The organism is Thalassococcus profundi, from assembly GCF_003344785.1.
Classification (GTDB): domain Bacteria; phylum Pseudomonadota; class Alphaproteobacteria; order Rhodobacterales; family Rhodobacteraceae; genus Puniceibacterium; species Puniceibacterium profundi.
In genome coordinates this window covers 227903-249568 of record NZ_QPMK01000002.1, presented here as the reverse complement: position 1 = coordinate 249568, position 21666 = coordinate 227903, and the positions used below count along the sequence as shown (strand labels likewise).

The window sequence follows — 21666 nt, the reverse complement described above, 5'->3', positions numbered from 1 at the left end:
GCCTGAAGAAAGCGGCGCCACTGGGGCGCCGCTATGGTCGATTTCTGACGTTTTCCGGTATCCGGGTGCTGGGTGTCAGGCCAGTCGCCCGTGGCAATGCTTGAACTTGTTGCCCGAACCGCAGGGGCAGGGATCGTTCCGGCCCGGGTTGCCCCAGGTGTCGGGGTTGGTTTCGTCGAACCCGTCCACCAGCGGCTCCGACGCGGCCACGACGGGACCGGCGGCCTCGGCTCCGTCGCGCGCCGCCCCGGCCGGGGCCTTGGTCGCGGCGGCCTCTGCGGCGGCCTGGCTCTTGGCCTGCTGTTGGGCGAACTGGCGCAGCAGCTCCTGCTGCTCCTCCTCGGTGCGGGGCCTGATCTGGCCCAGGGTCTGGGTGACGTCGACACGCAGGCCATCGAGCATCGATTCAAAAAGCTGGAAGGCCTCGTTCTTGTATTCATTGAGCGGATCGCGCTGCGCATAACCGCGGAAGCCCACGACCGAGCGCAGGTGTTCCAGCGTCAGTAGATGCTCGCGCCACTTGCCGTCGATGGTTTGCAGCAGGATCTGCTTTTCGATCTGGCGCATCGTCTCGGGCCCGAAGGCGTCGGCCTTGTCGGCCATCTGTTTGTCGGTGGCCTCCTCGATGCGCTCGCGCACCACGTCGGCGTCCACGCCTTCCTCGTCCTCCCAGCCGATCACCGGCAGGTCGATGCCCAGCTTCTCGATACAGGCGGCATAGAGCCCGCGCATGTTCCACTGGTCGGCATAGGTCTTGGGCGGGATATATGTTGTAACCAGATCGTCGATGACCTGGTGGCGCATGTCCTGGGTGATTTCGGAGACGTCCTCGGCCTCCATGATCTCGCGGCGCTGGGAAAAGATCACCTTGCGCTGGTCGTTCATCACGTCGTCGAACTTGAGCAGTTGCTTGCGGATGTCGAAGTTGCGCCCCTCGACCTTGGCCTGGGCACGTTCCAGGGACTTGTTCACCCACGGGTGGATGATCGCCTCGCCTTCCTTCATGCCCAGCGAGGCCAGCACCTTTTCCAGCCGTTCAGACCCGAAGATGCGCATCAGGTCGTCTTCGAGCGACAGGAAGAAGGACGACTTGCCCGGGTCGCCCTGACGGCCCGAACGGCCGCGCAGCTGATTGTCGATGCGGCGGGATTCGTGGCGTTCGGTGGCCAGGACGAAAAGCCCGCCGGCGTCGATAACGGCCTTTTCGTCTGAGGCATGGCCCTCCTCGATCCGTTTCCGGATTTCGTCGGGGTCGCCCTCGGGATCGGCGGCGATGGCCTCCATGATCTTGAACTCGACGTTTCCGCCCAGCTTGATGTCGGTGCCGCGCCCGGCCATGTTGGTGGCGATGGTCACCGCCCCCAGCTTGCCCGCGTCGCCGACGATCTGCGCTTCCTGCTCGTGCTGGCGCGCGTTCAGGACATTGTGCTTAAGGTCCGCCTTGGTCAGCAACTCTGACAGCATCTCGGATTTCTCGATCGACGTCGTGCCGACCAGCACGGGCGTGCCCTTTTCATGGGCCGCCTTGATCTCTTCGACGATGGCATCGTATTTCTCGCGCGCAGTGCGGTAGACCTTGTCGTCCTCGTCGATGCGGGCGATCGGCCGGTTGGTCGGCACCTCGACCACGCCCAGCCCGTAAATCTCGGCGAATTCCTCGGCCTCGGTCGAGGCGGTGCCGGTCATCCCCGAAAGCTTGTCGTAAAGCCGGAAGTAGTTCTGGAAGGTCACCTGCGCGAGCGTCACGTTCTCGGGCTGGATCTTGCAGCCTTCCTTGGCCTCGATGGCCTGGTGCAGACCTTCGGACAGACGCCGCCCGGCCATCATCCGGCCGGTGAATTCGTCGATCAGAACCACTTCGCCGTCGCGGACGATGTAGTCCTTGTCCTTCTGGAACAGCTTGTGCGCGCGCAGGCCCTGGTTGACGTGGTGCACGACGGTGGTGCTTTCCGGATCATAGAGCGTCTGGCCTTCCTCGAGCAGCCCGTGCGCATGCAGTTGCTCTTCGAGGAATTCGTTGCCGTCGTCGGTGAAGGTGACGTTGCGGGTCTTCTCGTCCAGCGTGAAGTGATCGTCCGACAGCAGCGGGATCACCTTGTCGATGGAGAGATACAGCTCCGACCGGTCCTGGGCCGGGCCGGAAATGATCAATGGCGTGCGCGCCTCGTCGATCAGGATGCTGTCCACTTCGTCCACGATGGCGAAGTTGTGGCCGCGCTGATACATCTGGCTGAGCTCGGACTTCATGTTGTCGCGCAGGTAGTCGAAGCCCAGTTCGTTGTTGGTGGCATAGGTGATGTCGGCGGCATAGGCCGCTTTCTTCTCGGCATCCTCCTGGCGTGGATAGACCACGCCGGTGGTCAGCCCCAGCGCGCCGTAGACCTTGGACATCCAGTCGGCGTCGCGCTTGGCAAGGTAGTCGTTGACGGTGACGATATGCACACCCTTGCCCGACAGCGCGTTCAAATAGGCCGGGAAGGTCGCGACGAGCGTCTTGCCCTCGCCGGTCTTCATTTCCGAGATGTTGCCCTGGTGCATGAAGATGCCGCCCATCAGCTGCACGTCGAAGGCGCGCAGCCCCAGCGCCCGCCAGGCGGCCTCGCGGCAGTTGGCAAAGGCTTCGGGCAGCAGCGCATCGAGGCTCTCGCCCGCGTCGATGCGCTTGCGGAACTCTTCCGTCTTGGCGATCAGACCGGCATCGTCCAGCGCCTGGAACTCGGGTTCCAGCGCATTGATCCGCTCGACCAGCGGGCGCGTCGCCTTGACTTTGCGGTCGTTCGGCGTCCCGAACACCTTGCGCGCGATTTTTCCGATACCCAGCATGGTCTCACTTTCGTGGTTTGACGTCTTCGTGTGCGGCATCTGCTTGCCCGGCTCGAACACAGCCCATAGACACGGGGGGTGAGGGACCAGCCTTCATGCGCCACGTCGCGATGTAAGGGGCGGGTCTGAGACTGTCAACGCTGCCCCCGGGATCCGAGCGGGCAAGGAAGGACGAATCAATGCCGAATTTCATCACTCACCTGTCGGCCGCCGCGGTGGCCGTGACGCTGGCGCTGCCGGCCGTCGCACAGGACGACGCCCCCACCGCCGACACCGTGGTCGCTACCGTGGGCGGCACAGACATCACCCTTGGTCACATGCTGATGGTCCGTGCCGGTCTGCCCGAGCAATACCAGCAGCTGCCGCCGGACGTGCTCTGGACCGGGATCCTCGACCAGCTGGTGCAGCAGGAAGCGCTGAGCCAAAGCGACGACGCGACCGAGACCAAGCGCGTGACCATCGCGCTCGAGAACGAGCGCCGCGCACTTCTGGCGTCCGAAGCGGTGGCCGCCGCCGCCAGCCAGGACCTGTCCGACGCGGCGATCCAGGAGGCCTATGACGCCAAGTACGCCAATGCCGAGATGGGCAAGGAATTCGATGCCTCGCACATCCTCGTCGAAACCGAGGAAGAGGCACAGGCCGTCGTGGCCGAACTCGAGGGCGGTGCCGACTTCGCCGCCGTCGCCAAGGAAAAATCGACCGGACCGTCAGGTCCCAACGGCGGGTCCCTGGGCTGGTTCGGTGCCGGCATGATGGTCGCCCCGTTCCAGGAAGCGGTCGAGGGCATGGAGGTCGGCACGATCTCGGCCCCGGTGCAGACCCAGTTCGGCTGGCACGTGATCAAGCTCAACGACACACGCACCGCCGAAGCGCCGCCGCTGGACGAGGTCCGCGAAGAGCTGACAGCAGAGCTGCGCGACGCGCGGCTCAAGGAGTATATTGACGGCTTGGTCGCCGAAGCCGATGTTTCGCGGACCGAACCCGGCAGCATCGACGCCTCGGTGCTGAACCAGCTCGACCTTCTGGAGGAGTAACCCCCCGTGGCCAAGATCACCGCGCGCTCGCCGCTGGCGCCCGAGCGTTTTCCCGAGCTGCCCGTGATCAAGGGCGTGCGGTTTTCCTCCGTCGCGGCGGGCGTTCGCTATGCCGGACGCACCGACGTGATGCTGGCGCACCTGGCGCCGGGATCGGTGGTGGCGGGGGTGTTCACCCGCTCCGCCACCCGGTCCGCCCCGGTGCTCGACTGCCAGGAAAAGATCGGTGCGGAGTCGCCGGACGGTGCCGCGATCATCGTCAACTCCGGCAATTCCAACGCCTTTACCGGGCGGAACGGGGTCGAGGCGACGCGCGCCGTCACCTCTGCTGTGGCGGCGGCGATGAGCTTGCCCGAAGGCCGGGTATTCTCGTCCTCCACGGGCGTGATTGGCGAACCGCTCCCGCATGCCCGTATCACCGCCAAGATCGACGAGCTGGTGGCGGCGCTGGACGAAGACGGCATTGCTGGTGCGGCCCATGCCATCATGACCACCGACACCTTTCCCAAGGGCGCCACGGCCACGGTCGAGATGGCCGGCGGCCAAGTGCGGATCGCCGGCATCGCCAAGGGGTCGGGCATGATCGCGCCCGACATGGCGACGATGCTGGTCTACATCTTCACCGATGCCGCGATCAGCCGCGCCGACCTGCAGACCCTGGTCAGCCGCATCAACGACCGGACCTTCAACTGCATCACCGTCGACAGCGACACCTCGACTTCGGACACGCTGCTCATGGGCGCGACCGGGGCCTCGGACGTCGCGGTCACGGCAGAGGATGGCGCCTTCGAGTCGGCGCTCGAAGAGGTCATGCTGGACCTTGCGCAGCAGGTGGTGAAGGACGGCGAGGGGGCGACGAAATTCGTCACCGTCGCGGTGACCGGCGCCGAAAGCGATGCCGATGCGCGCACCCACGCGCTCTCTATCGCCAATTCGCCGCTGGTCAAGACGGCGCTCGCGGGAGAGGATCCGAACTGGGGCCGTATCGTCATGGCCATCGGAAAATCCGGCGCCAGGGCCGACCGCGACCTGCTGTCCATCCGCTTTGGCGAGGTGCTGGTCGCCGAAAACGGCTGGGTCGCGCCGGGCTACCATGAAGAACAGGGCGCCGCGCAGATGAAGCAGCCCGAGATCGCGATCAACGTGGACCTGGGCCTCGGATCCGGCGCCGCCACGGTCTGGACCTGCGACCTGACCCACGGCTATATCAGCATCAACGCCGATTACCGCTCCTGACCAGGGGGCCCGCGCGATGACCATCCTGCCCTTCTTCGGTTTCAAAATACCTCAGAGAGCACGAGAGACAGCGTCTCTCGTCGCCCGCGTGCGGGCGTCTTTTATTGACCGCAGGCGGGCCGTCAGCCGATGAAAATGATCCTCGTCTCCGCCGTCGCGCTGATAGATGTCGATGGCCGTGTGCTCCTTGCACAGCGGCCCGCAGGCAAGGCCATGGCAGGGCTGTGGGAATTTCCCGGCGGCAAGGTCGAACCCGGCGAGACGCCCGAGGCCGCGCTGATCCGCGAACTGCGCGAAGAACTGGGGATCGACACCTGGGCCTCCTGCCTCGCGCCGCTGACCTTCGCCAGCCACAGCTACGACGATTTCCATCTTCTGATGCCGCTCTTTGCCTGCCGCAAATGGGAGGGTCGCCCGCAGCCCAAAGAGAATCAGGCCCTCAAGTGGGTGCGGGCGCGCGACCTCGCGCACTACCCGATGCCTGCGGCCGATGTGCCGCTGATCCCGATTCTGCGCGATTGGCTCTAAGACTTTCGGATAATAAAGTTTCCTATTCTGCCTATTTCGTGAACAATTATGATTAAGCGTCTATAATTTGTTATGGTTTTTCTAACGGTTTCGCGCTAGCTCTTCTCTATCATTGACTTGGGGAGGAAATGACATGTTGCGAACAATCGCTATGGGAAGCTGCGTGATGGTCCAGGGGATACTGGAAAACACGCTGCCGGATGGCCGCATTTCCGTGCGGGTGGGCTCACAGCTCTTTACCGGCCTGCCGGTCTGATCCGGCCGAGCAGACCAACACCACCGGGATACGAAAAAAGGGAGGCGACAGCCTCCCTTTTTCAGTTTTTGGCACAGTCTCCGGATCAGAGATTACGCTCGATTTCCTCGCGCTCGAAGATTTCGATCACATCGTCCGGGCGGATGTCCTCGTAGTTCTCGAAGGCCATGCCGCATTCCTGGCCGGACTGCACCTCGGGCACCTCGTCCTTGAAGCGCTTGAGCGTCTTCAGCGTGCCTTCGTGGATCACCACGTCGTCGCGCAGCAGGCGCACACCGGCAGAGCGGCGCGCCACGCCTTCGGTGACCAGGCAGCCCGCGACCTTGCCGACGTTGGAGACCTTGAAGACCTCCTTGATCGTGGCGTAGCCGATGAACTTCTCGCGGATCTCGTTCGACAACAGGCCCGAGGCCGCCGCCTTCACATCGTCCACAAGATCGTAGATCACGCTGTAATAGCGGATTTCCACGCCTTTCTGGTTCGCCGTGTTGCGGGCGCTGGCGTTGGCACGGACGTTGAAGCCGATGACCGGGCAGCCCGACGCTTCGGCCAGGCCGATGTCGGTCTCGGTGATCGCACCCACGCCGTAGTGGATGACGCGCACGCGCACCTCGTCGTTGCCGACCTTTTCCAGGGCCTGCACGATCGCCTCGGACGAACCCTGCACGTCGGCCTTCACGATGACCGGCAGCTCGGACACGTTCTGGTCGTCCTTGGCTTTCTGCATCAGCTGTTCGAGTGAGGTCGCGGCACCGGCGGCGGCGCGCTTTTCCTTGGCCGTGTTGGCGCGGTATTCGGCGATCTCGCGCGCCTGCGCTTCGGTCTCGGTCACGTTCAGCACGTCGCCGGCCTCTGGTGTGCCGTTGAGACCCAGCACCTCGACCGGGACCGACGGTCCGGCTTCTTTCACACGCTCGCCCTTGTCGTTGATGAGCGCGCGGACCTTGCCGTACTGCTCGCCCACGACAAAGATGTCGCCCTGCTTGAGCGTGCCGTTCTGCACCAGAACGGTCGCCACCGGGCCGCGGCCCACGTCCAGCTGTGCCTCGATCACGGCGCCTTGGGCAGCGCGGTTCGGGTTGGCCTTGAGTTCGAGGATCTCGGCCTGCAGCGCGATGGCTTCGAGCAGTTCATCAAGACCCTTACCGGTATGGGCAGAGACTTCGACATCCTGCACGTCACCGGACATCTGCTCGACCACCACTTCGTGCTGGAGCAGGTCGGTGCGCACCTTGGTCGGGTTCGCCTCGTGCTTGTCGATCTTGTTGATCGCGACAATCATCGGGACCTTCGCGGCCTTGGCGTGATTGATCGCCTCGACGGTCTGCGGCATCACCGCGTCGTCCGCGGCCACCACCAGCACGACGATGTCAGTGACATGCGCACCGCGCGACCGCATCGAGGTAAAGGCCGCGTGGCCCGGAGTGTCGAGGAACGACAGCGTCGCACCCGAATCCGTGGTCACCTGGTAGGCGCCGATGTGCTGCGTGATCCCGCCGGCTTCGCCCGACACGACCTTGGTCTTGCGGATCGCATCCAGCAGCGAGGTCTTGCCGTGGTCGACGTGGCCCATGATGGTGACCACCGGCGGCCGCGGCTGCAGATCCTCGGGCGCGTCCGCGACTTCCTTGATGACGTCTTCGACGTCGGCGTCGGACACGCGCACCACGTTGTGGCCGAATTCCTCGATGATGAGTTCAGCGGTGTCGGCGTCGATGCTTTCGTTCTGCGTGACCATCAGGCCGTTCTGCATCAGCGCCTTGACGACGTCGCCGACGCGTTCGGCCATGCGGTTGGCCAGTTCGGAGACCATGATCGCTTCGGGCAGCTGCACGTCGCGCACGACCTTCTCGCGCTGGACCTGTCCTCCCATCGCCTTCTGGCGCGCACGCTCCTGCTTGCGCTTCATCGCGGCCATGGATTTCTGCCGACCGCCTTCGCCGCCGGACAGCGCCTGGTTCAGCGTCAGCTTGCCGGAGCGGCGGTTGCCGTCCTCGCGCGCCTTGACGCCGCGGCCGCGATCCTCGCGCTCGCGCTCGGCCTTGCGGGGCGCCGACGCGGGCTTGGCTCCCGGACGGGCGCCGCCCTGGTCGTCCGCCTTCGGCGTTGCCGCGGCTGCGGCCCCCGGCTGAGCGGCCACCTTGGCAGCTTCGGCCGCTTCGCGGGCCTTGCGTTCTTCTTCCTCGGCCTTGGCCTTGGCGGCTTCGGCAGCCTCGCGCTGTTCGCGCTCCTTGGCTTCCTGCTCTGCCCGGCGGCGGTCACGTTCCTCGGCGCGCTCGCGCTCTTCAGCCTCGCGCTGAGCGGCCTCATCTGCTTCGCGCGCCTTCGCGGCCTGCAACGCCTTCAGGCGGCGTTCCATCTCGGCATCCGAGATGCCCGCGGGGCGTTTGCTGGAGGCGCTGGCCGCCGAGGCTGCGGTGCCGCTGCCAGCCGGCTTGGCCGCGCCCGGCTTGGGCACGACGACGCGTTTGCGCTTGGTTTCCACCACGACATTCTTTGTGCGGCCATGGCTGAAGCTCTGCTTCACATTCCCCGAACGGGGGCCACCGCCGCGCAGTCCCAAAGTCTTTTTGCCGTCGTTATCGCTCATAAAGCTCTCTTATCCTCTCGGGCGGCCCCTGCCGCCGACTTGAGCGTCGGACGTTCCGACGCGTAGGCCCTTCAGTCGTTGGGCCTCCTCTACAACACGTTGCGTGAGTCCACCAGTGCCAAGGGCGGCGTGTATCACAGTTTGTCGTCCAAAGGCCAACCCCAGCTCGTCCGAGGTCAACCAGCCGATAAACCGCCCGAAATGCGGTGTGCTCAGCTTGCTCTTGCCCCGCTCGGATCCGTCGCTGGATTGGATCAGAACCTCGGCCACCTCTTTCGACAGCCAGTCCTTGACCTTTTCGTAGCCGGAAACCGCGGCACCGGATTTGCGCGCAAGGCTGATAAGATCCACAACGCGCCGCGCCAGCATCGGTTCCAATGTCTCCACCATGCCCTCGGGCACCGTGACGGGTTGTTTGGCGGCGCGGGCAAAAAGGTTCTTGCCCGCTGCCTTTTCCAGTGCGGAGCGATCCGCGCTGACCCAGATGCCGCGCCCGGGCAGCTTGCCCAGCAGGTCTGGCACGATCTGGTTGTCGGGGCCGACCACGAAGCGCAGCATTTCCGCCGCCGGGCGCACGGTCCCGGTGGCGATGCATTTGCGTTCCGGACCGGCCTCGCGGTCCTTGTCTCGGCCACCTCGGGTCATGCGCTGCCTTAAACGGTCTGTTCGTCTTCGGCGGGTTCTTCTTCCGCTTCAAGCTCGGTCGGATCGACCCAGCCCAGCAGCACCCGCGCGGTCATGACCATGGTCTGCGCTTCTTCGAGGCTGACATCGAATTTCTCGAGCAGACCGTCGTCCTTGACCCGCTGACCGTTCTCCGTGGTCCAGCCGCCAGCCAGTTCCCAGTCGGCGCAGGTGGCGAAATCCTCGAGCGTCTTGACGCCGTCCTCTGCCAGCACTTCGAGCATTTGGGGGCTCAGCCCTTCGAATTCAATAAGGCTGTCCTCGGCACCCAGTTCGCGCGCCCGCTCCAGCGCCTTGCGGGCTTGCTCTTCGAGCTGCTCGCGCGCACGGGTCTGTAGTTCCTGCGCGGTGTCCTCGTCGACGCCGTCGATCACAGTCAGCTCGTCGAGGTCCACATAGGCCACCTCTTCGAGATTGGTGAAGCCCTCGGCGACCAGCAGCTGGGCGAAGAATTCATCGAGGTCCAGCGCGTCGACAAAGAGCTTGGTGCGCTCTTCGAACTCGGCCTGGCGGCGCTTCGACTCTTCTTCCTCGGTCATGATGTCGATGTCGAGACCGGTGAGCTGCGACGCGAGGCGCACGTTCTGACCGCGGCGCCCGATGGCGAGGCTCAGCTGCTCGTCGGGCACTACGACCTCGATGCGCTCGGCCTCTTCGTCGAGAACCACCTTGGACACTTCGGCGGGCTGCAGGGCGTTGACGAGGAAGGTCGGCATGTCCTCGTTCCACGGGATGATGTCGATCTTTTCGCCCTGAAGCTCGTTCACGACCGCCTGCACGCGGCTGCCGCGCATGCCGACGCAGGCGCCCACGGGGTCGATGGAGTTGTCATAGGAGATGACCGCGATCTTGGCGCGCGAGCCGGGGTCGCGGGCCACCGCCTTGATCTCGATGATGCCGTCGTAGATTTCCGGCACTTCCATCTTGAAAAGCTCGGCCATGAACTGCGGATCGGTGCGCGACAGGAAGATCTGCGGCCCGCGCGCCTCGCGGCGCACGTCCTTGATATAGACGCGGATGCGGTCGTTGGGGCGGTAGCTTTCGCGGCCGATCTTCTCGTTGCGGCGCAGGATAGCTTCGCCGCGGCCCACGTCGACGATGACGTTGCCGTATTCCTCGCGCTTGACCTGGCCGTTGATGATGGTGCCGGCGCGGTCCTTGAATTCCTCGTACTGGCGGTCACGCTCGGCTTCGCGCACCTTTTGCAGGATCACCTGCTTGGCCGATTGCGCGGCGATGCGGCCCATGTCCACCGGCGGCACCTCTTCTGTGAAGCGGTCGCCGACCTGCGGACCGCCGGCGAAATCGGTGATCTGCTGGCCGTCGCGGACCCAAGTGCCGTTCTGGTTGGGCTTCGGCGGCTCGAAATAGGGCTTGGCGGATTCGGTGGTGAACTCGGCCTGGTAGTTCTCGAATTCCTCGTCGTCGACCACGGTGCGGACGCGGGTGAACTGCGCGCGGCCGGTCTTGCGGTCGATGCTGACGCGGATGTCCATCTCGGCGCCGTAGCGGGATTTGGCGGCGCGGGCGAGGCTTTCCTCCATCGCCTCGACCACGAGGCCGGGGTCGATCATCTTTTCGCGCGCCACGGCTTCGGCGGTTTGCAGCAGCTCAAGCTGGTTGGCAGAGGTAATCGCCATCTGTCTTACTCCTCCTGGGGGCCGTCGTCGGCCTCGATCGCGTCATACTTGGTTTCGTCCACCGCGGCGGCCTTCCGCGCGCGGAGCATTTCCTTGATCAGCTCGTCGGTCAGCACCAGCTTGGCCTCGGTCAGCCAGTCGAACTGCAGCCCGACCGTGCCCTCGGCGATGTTGATCAGCACTTCACTGCCCTCGACACCGGCCAGTTCACCCTTGAAGCGCTTGCGCCCGTCGATCAGCTCTGCCGTTTCCAGCTTCGCCTCGTAGCCTTCGAAGGTGTCAAAATCCTTGAGCCGGGTCAGCGGGCGGTCGATGCCGGGGCTCGACACCTCGAGCGTGTAGGCATCGAGGATCGGGTCTTCGACATCCAGAACCGCGCTCACGGCGTTGGAGATATCGGCACATTCATCGACTTCGATGCCGCCCTCGGTGCGTTCGGCCATGATCTGAAGCGTGGGCGTGTTGCCGCCCATCAGGCGGATGCGCACCAGTTCGAACCCCATGTCCTCGATGACGGGGGTGACGATCTCGGCCAGGCGGCGGTCCATGGCGGATTTGGCGATCAGGTCGGTCATAAGCCTCTGGTCTTCGGTTCGGTGTGATCGGGCACAAAAAAACGGGCGCTGCGGCCCGTCGATGTTTCCCGGTGGAGCCTCGGGTGTGGACCCCGACGCGCCGCTGTTGGGCGGGATATACGCCTCGGTCCGGGAAACTGCAAGGGGAATGCGTCGCGCCGGGTCAGCCGCGGGCGAAGATATAGCTGACGCGGTGGCGGTAGGTCTCGCCCGGGCGAAGGATGGCATCGGGGAAATCCGCGCGGTTGGGCGCATCGGGCCAGGCTTGCGTTTCCAGCGCCAATCCCGCGAAAGGCCCATAGCGGCGGCCGTCCAGCCCGAGGATCGGCTCCTGGTTGCGGGCGTCGTAGACCTGCAGGCCGGGCTGGTCGGTCTCGACATCGAGGCTCAGGCCGTTCACCGCCTCGAGCCGCAGCACCCGCCGCATCCCGCTGCCGTTCAGGCAGAAGTTGTGGTCGATCCCGGCGTCGCCGATCGGGCGCGGCGTACGGAAATCGAACCGCGTGCCGTCGACCGGCGCCGGGGCCTCGGGCAGGGGAATCATCCGCGCGTCGACCGGCAGGTAACGGTCGGCGTCGATACGCAGGGTCTGGGTCGTCACGTCATCGCCGCCGTCGAGCGCGAAATAGCCGTGGTGGGCGAAATTGCAGGGCGTCGGCGCGTCTGTCGTAGCGGTGATCTCGATGGCCAGCGTGCCGTCGCCGGGCAGGCTGTGCACGACACGGACATCGAGCGTGCCGGGAAAGCCCATGTGCCCGTCCGGCATCCGCAGGGTCAGGGTGGCGCTGCTCTCGCTCTGCGCCTCCACGGTCCAGAGTTGCGCGGCGCTCCCTTCGCTGCCGCCGTGCAGCGTGGTGGCGCCGCCTTCGTTGCGGTCGGTGAGGTGATTCCTGCCATCGAGCGTGAAGCGGCCATCCGCGATCCGGTTGGCGAACCGTCCGACCAGCGCGCCGTGATAGATCATGTCACCTACGTAAGGGGCCAGATGGTCGCTGCCCAGGACAAGCGGGTGATCGACCCCGTCCATACGCAGGTCCTGCACGCGCGCGCCGAACGGCGACAGCCGCAGCGACAGCCCGCCGCCGCTCAGCCGGATCGGAAGGGCGGCACGGCCGTCTGGCAGGGTCTCGGGCTGTGGAATGGTCGCGGTCATGGACCAGACACTGGCGCGGCAATCGCTTTGGGACAAGCGGGAATCGCTATGCGGCTCCGGGCGCGCCCTCGTTCCGCCGGTCGTTACCGCGCCCGAAACCGCCGCGGTCTTGCGTAGATGTCAGGTCAACCGCGCATGACCGGAACCTACCCCGCTTCGGGTGGTTACCGGAAAACGGCCATGCGCGGCCGCCCGTCCCCGGCTCTTTCCAAAACATTTCGTTTTGACGGTGGCTGCTGTTGGTCTCCGCGCTAGTTAGCCTTGCAAAACAGCCAGGGAGACCCAGCATGACGACACTCACCGTGAATGGACAGGACGTGACCATCGAGTCGGAGGATGACATTCCGCTGCTCTGGGTCATCCGGGACGAATTGAACCTGACAGGTACGAAATTCGGCTGCGGCATCGCGCAATGCGGCGCCTGCACCGTGATGGTCGACGGCATGCCGCGCCGGTCCTGCGTGACGCCGGTCGGGTCAGTCGACGGCTCCGACATCCAGACGATCGAGGCGATGGACAGCCCCGAGGCGAAGGCCGTGCAGGCCGCTTGGGAAAAGCTGGACGTGCCGCAATGCGGCTGGTGCCAGTCGGGCCAGGTGGTCAGCGCCGCGGCGCTGCTGCAGATGACGCGCCAGCCCACCGATGAAGACATCGACAACGCCATGGCCGGGAACGTCTGCCGCTGTGCCACCTACGTGCGCATCCGCAAGGCGATCCACGACGCTGCCGCAGCTCTGGAGGGCTGAACCCATGACCCATCAAACACGCCGCCAATTCCTGTCCACCGGCGCGGGGCTGGTGATCGGCCTGTCGCTGCCCCTGGGCGCCAGGGCACAATCCGGTGCCGCCGCCGTCCTGACCCGCGATGACGTCAGCGAAGGCGCCTTTGCGCCCAACGCATTCGTCCGGATCAGCGCCGACGACACCGTGACGATCATCTGCAAGCACATCGAGTTCGGACAGGGACCCTACACCGGGCTTGCCACCCTGGTCGCCGAAGAGCTTGACGCCCGCTGGGACCAGATGCGCGCCGTGTCGGCCCCGGCCAACCAGGAGCTTTACGCCAATCTCTTCTTTGGTCTGCAAGGCACCGGCGGATCGACCGCCATGGCCAATTCCTACACCCAGATGCGTCAGGCCGGGGCCGCCGCCCGCGCCATGCTGGTCGCGGCCGCGGCCGAGCAATGGGACGTGCCGCTGGGCGAGATCACCGTCTCGGATGGCGAAGTCCGGCACGAGGCCAGCGGCCAGAACGCCAGCTTCGGATCGCTCGCCGATGCCGCCGCGCAGCAGTCGGTGCCGGTCGAACCGGCGCTGAAGAACCCGTCCGAGTTCAAGCTGATCGGACAGGACCTGCCCAAGCTCGACACGCAGGAGAAGTCCACCGGCAAGGCGATCTTCACCATGGATATCGCCCGCGAGGGCATGCAGACCGTCGTGGTCAAGCGCCCCGAGGTGATCGGCGCGACCGTGACCAGCTATGACGACAGCGCCGCGCTTGAAGTGCCGGGCGTCGTCGCGGTGCGGCAGATTCCGCAGGGCATCGCGGTCTATGCCAACTCCACCGGTGCCGCGCTCAAGGGGCGCAGCAAGCTCACGGTGGAATGGGACACCAGCAACGCCGAGACCCGCACAACCGACCAGATCATGGCCGATTTCTCTGCCGCCGCATCCGAACCGGGTGTCGTGGTCGAAGAATCGGGCGACAGCGCCGCGGCCCTGTCGGACGCCGCGCAGACGCTGGAGGCGGAATATCACTTCCCTTATCTCGCCCATGCCCCGATGGAGCCGCTCGACGCGGTTCTGGAACTCAAGGACGGCAAGGCCGAGGTCTGGATGGGGGCGCAGTTTCCCGGGATCGACTCGGGCGCCATCGGCGAGGTGCTTGGCATCGGCGCCGAGAACGTTTCGATGAACGTCATGCTTGCCGGCGGATCCTTCGGGCGTCGCGCGCAGACCTCGCCGCAGATCGGCCTCGAGGTTTCGCAGATCGCGAAGGCTGCGGGCGGCGACGGCGCCTGGAAGCTGGTCTGGACCCGCGAGGATGACCTGACCGGCGGCTATTACCGCCCGCTGACCGTGCATACCCTGCGCGGCGGTCTGGACGCAGAGGGCAACATCACCGGCTGGGAAAACACCATCGTCAACCAGTCGATCATGCTCGACACCTTCATGGACCAGGGCAACTCCGAGGGGAAGGACCCGACCTCTTACGAGGGATCGACCAAGATGCCCTACGACCTGCCCGCGCTCAAGGTGAACTGGGTGCGCCAGAAAAGCCCGGTGTCGGTGCTCTGGTGGCGGTCGGTGGGCCACACCCACACCGCCTATGCGACCGAGACCTTTCTCGACGAGTTGCTCGAGATGGCCGGCAAGGACCCGGTGCAGGGGCGGCTCGATCTGCTCAAGCCCGACATGGGGCGTGACCGCGCCGTGCTGGAAAAGGTGGCCGAGATCGCCGGCTGGGACGGCAACCGGGTCAAGGGCGACCGCGCCTATGGCGTGGCGCTGCACGAAAGCTTCAGCACCTACACCGCGCAGATCGCCGAAGTGTCGGACGAGGGCGGCATGCCCCGCGTGCACAAGGTCTGGGTCGCGGTGGATTGCGGCGTTGCCGTCAACCCGAACGTCATCCGCGCGCAGATCGAAGGCGGTATCGGCTACGGCCTTGGCACCGCGCTCTTCAACGAGCTGACGCTCGGCGAAGGCGGCGTCGTGCAGCAGCGCAATTTCGACACCTACCGGATGCTGCGCATCAACGAGATGCCCGAGGTCGAGGTCGCGATCATCCAGAGCGACGCCGACCCCACGGGCATCGGGGAGCCGGGCACGCCGCCCATCGCGCCCGCCGTGGCCAATGCCTGGCGCGCGCTGACAGGCACCGCCGTGCGCCGCCTTCCCTTTACCTCGGCAGGAGTGTGATCCATGCGTTTTCTGATAGCCCTGATGCTGATGGTCACCCCCGCCGTGGCCGAGACCGTGAACGGCCTGAAGACCGTCGATGAATTCGACGGCATCGCAGAGGAAGAGGCGCGGTCGGTCGCGCTCTTCGAAGAGATGCTGAAGGTGATCGAACATCCGCGCTGTCTCAACTGTCATCCCGCCGGGGATACCCCCCTGCAGGGTGACGAGATGCAGCCGCACATGCCGCCGGTGATCCGCGGTGAGGCCGATTTCGGCGCGCCGGGCATGTATTGCACCACCTGCCACGGGTCCGAGAACGTTGCCTTCGTCACCGGCGAAGGGTCGATTCCCGGCCATTCTCCCTGGCAGCTGGCGCCGGTGGAAATGGCTTGGGTCGGCAAATCGCCCGCCGAGATCTGCGCGCAGATCAAGGATCCCGAGCGCAACGGCGGCAAGGACCTTGCCGCGTTGCATGAACACATGGCCGAAGACGGGCTTGTCGGTTGGGGTTGGGAACCGGGCGAAGGCCGCACCCCGGCGCCGGGAACGCAGGAAATCCTGGGCGAGCTGACGCAAAGCTGGATCGACACGGGCGCCATGTGCCCTGACGCCTAGACCCTTTCAAAAAACGCATTTATTTCGGGCAGCGGCACGTCTTGTGCCGCTGCCCTTTCTGTGATTAATCTGAACCGAACAGTTTAGAAATTTGCCGCTGCGGGTCGTGCCGCGCGGTTGGTGTCGCCGGAGGCGTTCATGACCCGTCTTGCCCTTTCGATCCTTCTCATCCTGTCGTGCCTTCCCGCAGCGCTCGCCGCGCAGGATCAAGCGCCGCGGCCGGTCAAGCTGATGACCCTGGCCACCGAACAGAACGCCATGGAGCGTGAATTCTTCGGCCAGGTCGTGGCGCGCCAGACCGTCGATCTGGCGTTCCAGGTGGCCGGTCAGGTGGTCGAGCTGCCGGTGATCGAAGGCGAACGGCTGACCGCGGGCGGGCTCATTGCGCAACTGGATCTCGAACCGTTCGAACTGCGGCTGGAACAGGCGCAGCTGGAAAAGCAGCAGGCCGACCGGCGCCTGGACCGCCAGCAGGCACTGAGCCGCGCCGCGGTGTCCGAGGCGTCGCTCGAAGACGCGCAGACCGCCGCCAACCTGGCGCAGATCGCCGTCCGCGACGCGGAACTGGCGCTGGAGCGCGCAACGCTCGAAGCGCCTTTCGACGCGCTGGTGGCGGAACGGCTGGTGGCGAATTTCTCGACCGTCAGCGCCGGAACCCCGGTGGTGCGCCTACACGACATGTCCGAAACCCGGATCGAGATCGACGTGCCGGAAATCCTGTTTCGGCGCGCGAAGGACCCCGACGCGCTGGAACTGAGCGCGATCTTTCCGGGCCGCGACGGGTCGATCCCGCTGAGCATCCGCGAATTCCAGGCGCAGACCTCGTCGGTGGGGCAGACCTACACGGTGACACTGGCGCTGAACAACGGCTCCGCGGATCCGACGATCATCCCCGGTGCCTCGGCCACGGTGATCGCGGTGCAGCCGCGCGAAGACGCCATCGTGCCCTTGCCCGCCTCGGCCGTTGTGTTCGGGGCGGACCGGCAGGCCTATGTCATGGTGTTCGAGCCGAATGGTGACGACACCGGCACGATTCGCCGGATGCCGGTCACGCTCAATACCGAAGAGGACGGCAGTCTGACCCTGGCAGAGCCGCCGCAGGAGCCGCTGGAAATCGTCGTCGCCGGGGCCAACCGGCTGAGCGACGGTCAGGCGGTGCGCCGCTTTACCGGCTTCGGAGATTGATCCCATGGGCATCGCGCGCGCGTCCATCGAGAAATCGCTGCTCACCTGGATCCTGATGCTGGGCTGCCTGCTGGGCGGCGTCTGGGGGTTCTTCGACGTGGGTCGGCTGGAAGACCCGGCCTTTACCATCAAGGAAGCCGTGGTTGTGACCCGATACCCCGGCGCGTCTGCGGCGCAGGTGGCGGTCGAAGTGTCGGAGCCGCTGGAATCCGCGATCCAGCAGATGGGCGAGGTCGACACGATCCGCTCCACCAACCGCCCCGGTCTGTCGACCATCAACGTGGAGATCAAGTCCACCTTCGGCGGCGACGAACTGCCCGCGATCTGGACCAAGCTGCGCGCCCGCATCCGGGACGCCGCACGCGACTTGCCCGCGGGCGCGCAGGAGCCGCTGGTCAACGACAGCTTCGGCGACGTCTTCGGCATCTTCTACGCGATCACCGCCGAAGGCTTTTCGGACGCCGAGAAACACCGCATCGCCACATTCCTGCGCCGCGAGCTGCTGGCCGTGGACGGTGTGGCCGACGTGGAAACGCAGGGCCTGCCGCCCGAGGCGATCTTTGTCGAACCGTCGCTGGCACTGACCTACAACCTTGGCGTGCCGCCGGGCGTCATCGCCCAGGCCGTCAGCGACGCCAACATGGTCAGTCAGGCCGGGTCGGTCCAACGCGAGGGCCGCCGCATCGACATCCAAGCGCCCGAAGGCACCGACAGCGTCGACGACATCGCGGGCCTGTCCATCGGCGTCGGCGGCGAGGTGGTGAACCTGTTCGACATCGCCCAGGTGGTGCGCGAACGCGAGGCCTATCCGCAGCAGATCATCCGCTTCAACGGACAGGAGGCGTTCACGCTCGGCGTGGCGGGGCTGTCGAGCGAGAACATCGTCGAGGTCGGCCAGCGCGTCGACGCGCGCTTGGCCGCGCTCGAGGACGAGATCCCCGTGGGGGTCGAGCTTATGCCGATCTACCAGCAGCACGAGGTCGTCGACGAGGCCAGCAACGCCTTTCTCGTGAACCTGGCCATGTCGGTGGCCATCGTGGTGCTGGTGCTGGCCGTCGCCATGGGCTGGCGCGCCGCGGTGGTGGTGGGCACGACCCTGCTGCTGACGGTGGTGGGGACGCTTTTCTTCATGGCGATCTTCGCCATCGAGATGGAGCGGATTTCGCTTGGCGCGCTGATCATCGCCATGGGCATGCTGGTCGACAACGCCATCGTCGTGGCCGAGGGCATGCAGATCAAGATGGCCCAGGGGATGAAGTCGCGCGATGCCGCCGACGACGTCGGCGGCAAGACGCAGATCCCGCTGCTGGGGGCCACTGTGATCGGCATAATGGCCTTTGCGGGCATCGGGCTCAGCCCGGATGCCACCGGCGAGTTCCTGTTCTCGCTGTTCGCGGTCATCGGTATCTCGCTGCTGCTGAGCTGGGTGCTTGCGATCACCGCGACGCCGCTTCTGGGGCATTACCTCTTCAAGGTCGGCAGCGGCGACGGACAGCACGACGCCTACGGCGGGTCTTTCTTCCGCGCCTATGCGGCGATCCTGCGCGGTGCGCTGCGGGTGCGGCTGCTTGTGGTGGCGGCGCTGATCGGCGTGACGGTCGCCTGCTACATCGGCTTTGGCCTGATCAGCCAGCAGTTCTTTCCCAATTCGAACACGCCGCTCTTTTACGCGCATCTGACCCTGCCGCAGGGCACGCCGATCCACCAGACGGCAGACGAGCTGGCCAAGGTCGAGGCGTGGCTGGCCGAGCGCGAGGACGCGGTGTCGGTCGCCAGTTTCATCGGCCAGGGCGCAACGCGCTTCATGCTGACCTACGGCCCCGAAGAGGCCAACCCGGGCTATGGCCTGCTGATCATCCGCACCGAAACGATCGAAGAGATCCCGGCGCTGCGGCAGGACCTGATCGACTTTGCCGCCGAGGCGCTGCCTGCGGGGCTCTTCCGCACCGAACGGCTGGTCTTCGGCCCCGGCGGCGGCGCCCCCATCGCGGCGCGGTTCAGCGGCCCCGATCCGGTGGTGCTGCGCCAGCTGGCCGAAGAGGCTGCGGCGCGCATGTCCGACGCGTCCGACAACCTGCGCCACCTGCGCACCAACTGGCGCGAGCAGGAGCTGGTGATGCAGCCGATCTTTGCCACCGAACGGGCGCAGACCGCGGGGATCGAACGCCAGGACATCGCCGACGTGCTGCAGTTCGCCACCGACGGCACCCGCGCCGGCGAATACCGCGAGGGCGAGCGTCTGATCCCGATCATCGTGCGCGAACAGCCGGACGAGGCGGATCTTATCAGCCAGGTGGTCTATTCCGATGCCGCCGAGGCCTTTGTGCCGCTCGAACAGGTCATCGACGGATTCCGCCATGTCCCGCAGGACACGCTGATCCACCGCCGCGACCGCCTGCCCACGATCACGGTCGAGGCGGGCATCCCGGCCGATGTCACTGCCGCACAGGTGCATTCCGAGATCCGCGGCGCGGTCGAGGCGATGGACCTGCCGGTGGGCTACGGCTTCGAATGGGGCGGCGAATATGAGAATTCGACCGAGGCGCAGGCGAGCCTTGGCCAGCAGCTGCCGCTCAGCTTCCTGGTGATGGTGCTGATCTCGATCTTCCTGTTCGGCAGGCTCCGTCAGCCGCTGGTGATCTGGCTGCTGGTGCCGATGTCGGTCAACGGCGTGGCGATCGGGCTTCTCGGCACCGGGCTGCCCTTCACCTTCACGGCGCTTCTGGGCTTGCTCAGCCTGTCGGGCATGCTGATCAAGAACGGCATCGTGCTCGTCGAGGAAATCGACCTTGTCCGCGCCGAGGGGGTGGAGTTCACCCAGGCGGTGGTCGATGCCTGCGTCAGCCGTGTCCGCCCGGTTCTGCTGGCGGCGGCGACGACGATCCTGGGGATGATCCCGCTCTTGTCGGATGCGTTCTTTGCCAGCATGGCGGTGACGATCATGGGCGGGCTGGCCTTTGCCACCATCCTCACGCTGATCGCGGCACCGGTGCTTTATTCGCTGTTCCTCAAGCGCAGCGCGGAAAAGGCGGCAGCGGCGGCTCCGGCCTAGAACAGGAAGGCGTAGACCAGCACCCAGCCCGACAGCACCACGGCGCAAAGCCCGGTGTAGACGCCGTTCCAGACCCAGCCCACGCGCAGGGCGCTGATGCTGCCGAAGCTGCCGATGAGCAGCGTCGTCGCGGTGAAGGGCGAGCTTGCGCCGCTCAGCGCCCAGCCCGCGGTGATCCCAGCGACGATGGCGATGGGCGTGACGCCGAGGCTCGCCGCATCCGGGATGAGCGGGGCCAGCAGGGTGACGGCGAGGATTGGGTTCATGCCGATCTGGCCCGCCGCCGGGATGATCCAGACGAAGGAGACGAGGATCAGCCAGGGCGGGATGCCGCCAAGGTCGAGCCCCGCCTGCACCATCAGCGGCCCCAGCAGCCGCGACCCTATGGTGCCGATGTATCCCGCCATCATCAGCAGCACCAACTCACCGCGATAGCCCGGCAATTCGCGCAGCACGTAGTCGCGCACCCTTTGCCCGGTGTCGGCCAGCGGGGCGCCCTCCCGGTTCTGGATCACCAGCCACGCAAGAGCGATCAGCGGCACCAGTACCGCCACCAGCCCGACGATGCGAACCGAGGTCAGCTCGTGCAGCGTGACCACGCCCGCGACCAGCACGCCCAGCAGCACCAGCAGCGGCACCATCGTGGCCCAGGTGCCCTCCGGTTCGCTGCGCGGCGCCGGCACGCTCAGCCGTGGTTTGAAGATCGTGTCGAGCGCCCAGCCGATCCCCGCCAGCAGTGCCGAGGTGACGAGCCCCGGGACCAGCGCCTGTGCCCAGCTGCTGCCGGGTACGACGCTGATCGTGATCGCCATGGCAAAGGACAGCGGCGACCACGGCAGGGTCGAGATGAAGGCGCGCTGGATCGCCAGCAGCATGCGGCGGATGCGGTGGCCGCGGATTTCAGCATTGGGTTCGGTCCGGGCGTTGGTCAGCGCCAGCGACCCCAGCAACTGGATCGCGCCGTAGTTCAGCAGCAGCGCGAACATCTGCCCGCCGACGGTCAGCGCGACGTAGCGCCGGCCGGGCTTCTGGCCGGACAGGAAGGTGCCTGCCGCCTGGATCGCCGGAGAGGACTGCGCGACGTTGCGCAATGTCGAGAGCGCCGAGAAGAAGGCCGCAATGAATGCCGCCGACCCCAGTCCGCGCAGCACCGCGTCCGTCCAGCCCGGATCGGTCAGGGCCAGCGCCAGCGTCAGCGCCAGGGCCACGGCGACGAAGGCCTGCCGGGTCCGGGGCACCTGCACGGTCAGGATCGCCACCACCGCCAGCACCAACACCGGCTTGGCGGGCGCGGTCCAGGCCATCACGCCCCATTCGTCGAAGATCACCAGGAAGGTGATGGCGCAGAGCAGCAGTCCCGCCAGGGGGGAGGCAAAGCTGCGTTTGTCCAT

16 protein-coding genes are annotated in these 21666 nt (G+C 66.0%); 9 read left to right on the top strand and 7 right to left on the bottom strand.

What is annotated here, in order from left to right; genetic code table 11:
• Nucleotides 1–75: 75 nt before the first annotated feature.
• A complete protein-coding gene (gene secA, locus DU478_RS03550) occupies nucleotides 76–2823 on the bottom strand; it encodes a preprotein translocase subunit SecA (RefSeq protein WP_114509713.1) in 2748 nt (915 codons plus the stop codon).
• A gap of 179 nt (nucleotides 2824–3002) precedes the next feature.
• Here secA and DU478_RS03545 point away from each other — a divergent pair, with 179 nt between their 5' ends.
• From DU478_RS03545 to DU478_RS23535, 4 genes are all read left to right on the top strand, one after another.
• Entirely contained in the window at nucleotides 3003–3857 is an 855-nt protein-coding gene (locus DU478_RS03545; RefSeq protein WP_114509555.1) for a peptidylprolyl isomerase, read from the top strand.
• 6 nt (nucleotides 3858–3863) lie between these two features.
• Complete coding sequence (argJ, locus tag DU478_RS03540) at nucleotides 3864–5093, top strand: bifunctional glutamate N-acetyltransferase/amino-acid acetyltransferase ArgJ (RefSeq protein ID WP_114509554.1); 1230 nt, start codon at nucleotides 3864–3866, stop codon at nucleotides 5091–5093.
• 129 nt (nucleotides 5094–5222) lie between these two features.
• Nucleotides 5223–5621, top strand: coding sequence for a (deoxy)nucleoside triphosphate pyrophosphohydrolase (locus tag DU478_RS03535; RefSeq protein WP_114509553.1), 399 nt, complete (start codon nucleotides 5223–5225; stop codon nucleotides 5619–5621).
• A 133-nt stretch (nucleotides 5622–5754) separates the two neighbouring features.
• A complete protein-coding gene (locus tag DU478_RS23535) occupies nucleotides 5755–5877 on the top strand; it encodes a hypothetical protein (RefSeq protein ID WP_267897075.1) in 123 nt (40 codons plus the stop codon).
• Between the two features lie 85 nt (nucleotides 5878–5962).
• Here the strand turns inward: DU478_RS23535 and infB are convergent, their stop codons facing one another.
• The 5 genes from infB to DU478_RS03510 form a co-directional block, all read right to left on the bottom strand.
• Nucleotides 5963–8467: a translation initiation factor IF-2 gene (infB, locus tag DU478_RS03530; protein WP_114509552.1), complete on the bottom strand. Its 2505-nt coding sequence runs from the start codon at nucleotides 8465–8467 to the stop codon at nucleotides 5963–5965.
• A gap of 9 nt (nucleotides 8468–8476) precedes the next feature.
• Nucleotides 8477–9112, bottom strand: a complete 636-nt coding sequence (locus tag DU478_RS03525; protein WP_114509551.1) for an RNA-binding protein — start codon at nucleotides 9110–9112, stop codon at nucleotides 8477–8479.
• Between the two features lie 8 nt (nucleotides 9113–9120).
• Complete coding sequence (gene nusA, locus DU478_RS03520) at nucleotides 9121–10791, bottom strand: transcription termination factor NusA (RefSeq protein ID WP_114509550.1); 1671 nt, start codon at nucleotides 10789–10791, stop codon at nucleotides 9121–9123.
• Between the two features lie 5 nt (nucleotides 10792–10796).
• Complete coding sequence (gene rimP, locus DU478_RS03515; protein WP_114509549.1) at nucleotides 10797–11366, bottom strand: ribosome maturation factor RimP; 570 nt, start codon at nucleotides 11364–11366, stop codon at nucleotides 10797–10799.
• 163 nt (nucleotides 11367–11529) lie between these two features.
• Nucleotides 11530–12519, bottom strand: coding sequence for an aldose epimerase family protein (locus DU478_RS03510; protein ID WP_114509548.1), 990 nt, complete (start codon nucleotides 12517–12519; stop codon nucleotides 11530–11532).
• 287 nt (nucleotides 12520–12806) lie between these two features.
• On the opposite strand from DU478_RS03510, the gene DU478_RS03505 reads away from it, so the two are divergent.
• The 5 genes from DU478_RS03505 to DU478_RS03485 all read left to right on the top strand — a co-directional run bounded on the left by DU478_RS03505 (nucleotide 12807) and on the right by DU478_RS03485 (nucleotide 20275).
• Entirely contained in the window at nucleotides 12807–13265 is a 459-nt protein-coding gene (locus DU478_RS03505; RefSeq protein WP_114509547.1) for a (2Fe-2S)-binding protein, read from the top strand.
• Nucleotides 13266–13269: 4 nt separating this feature from the next.
• Nucleotides 13270–15441 (top strand): xanthine dehydrogenase family protein molybdopterin-binding subunit, encoded by a 2172-nt coding sequence (locus DU478_RS03500; RefSeq protein WP_114509546.1) that lies wholly within the window; start codon nucleotides 13270–13272, stop codon nucleotides 15439–15441.
• Nucleotides 15442–15444: 3 nt separating this feature from the next.
• Nucleotides 15445–16038, top strand: a complete 594-nt coding sequence (locus DU478_RS03495) for an Isoquinoline 1-oxidoreductase subunit (RefSeq protein ID WP_114509545.1) — start codon at nucleotides 15445–15447, stop codon at nucleotides 16036–16038.
• A 138-nt stretch (nucleotides 16039–16176) separates the two neighbouring features.
• A complete protein-coding gene (locus DU478_RS03490) occupies nucleotides 16177–17223 on the top strand; it encodes an efflux RND transporter periplasmic adaptor subunit (protein WP_114509544.1) in 1047 nt (348 codons plus the stop codon).
• Between the two features lie 4 nt (nucleotides 17224–17227).
• A complete protein-coding gene (locus DU478_RS03485) occupies nucleotides 17228–20275 on the top strand; it encodes an efflux RND transporter permease subunit (protein WP_114509543.1) in 3048 nt (1015 codons plus the stop codon).
• Here the strand turns inward: DU478_RS03485 and DU478_RS03480 are convergent.
• On the bottom strand, nucleotides 20272–21666 hold the full coding sequence (locus tag DU478_RS03480) for a hypothetical protein (protein WP_114509542.1): 1395 nt from the start codon (nucleotides 21664–21666) through the stop codon (nucleotides 20272–20274). The genes DU478_RS03485 and DU478_RS03480 overlap by 4 nt on opposite strands.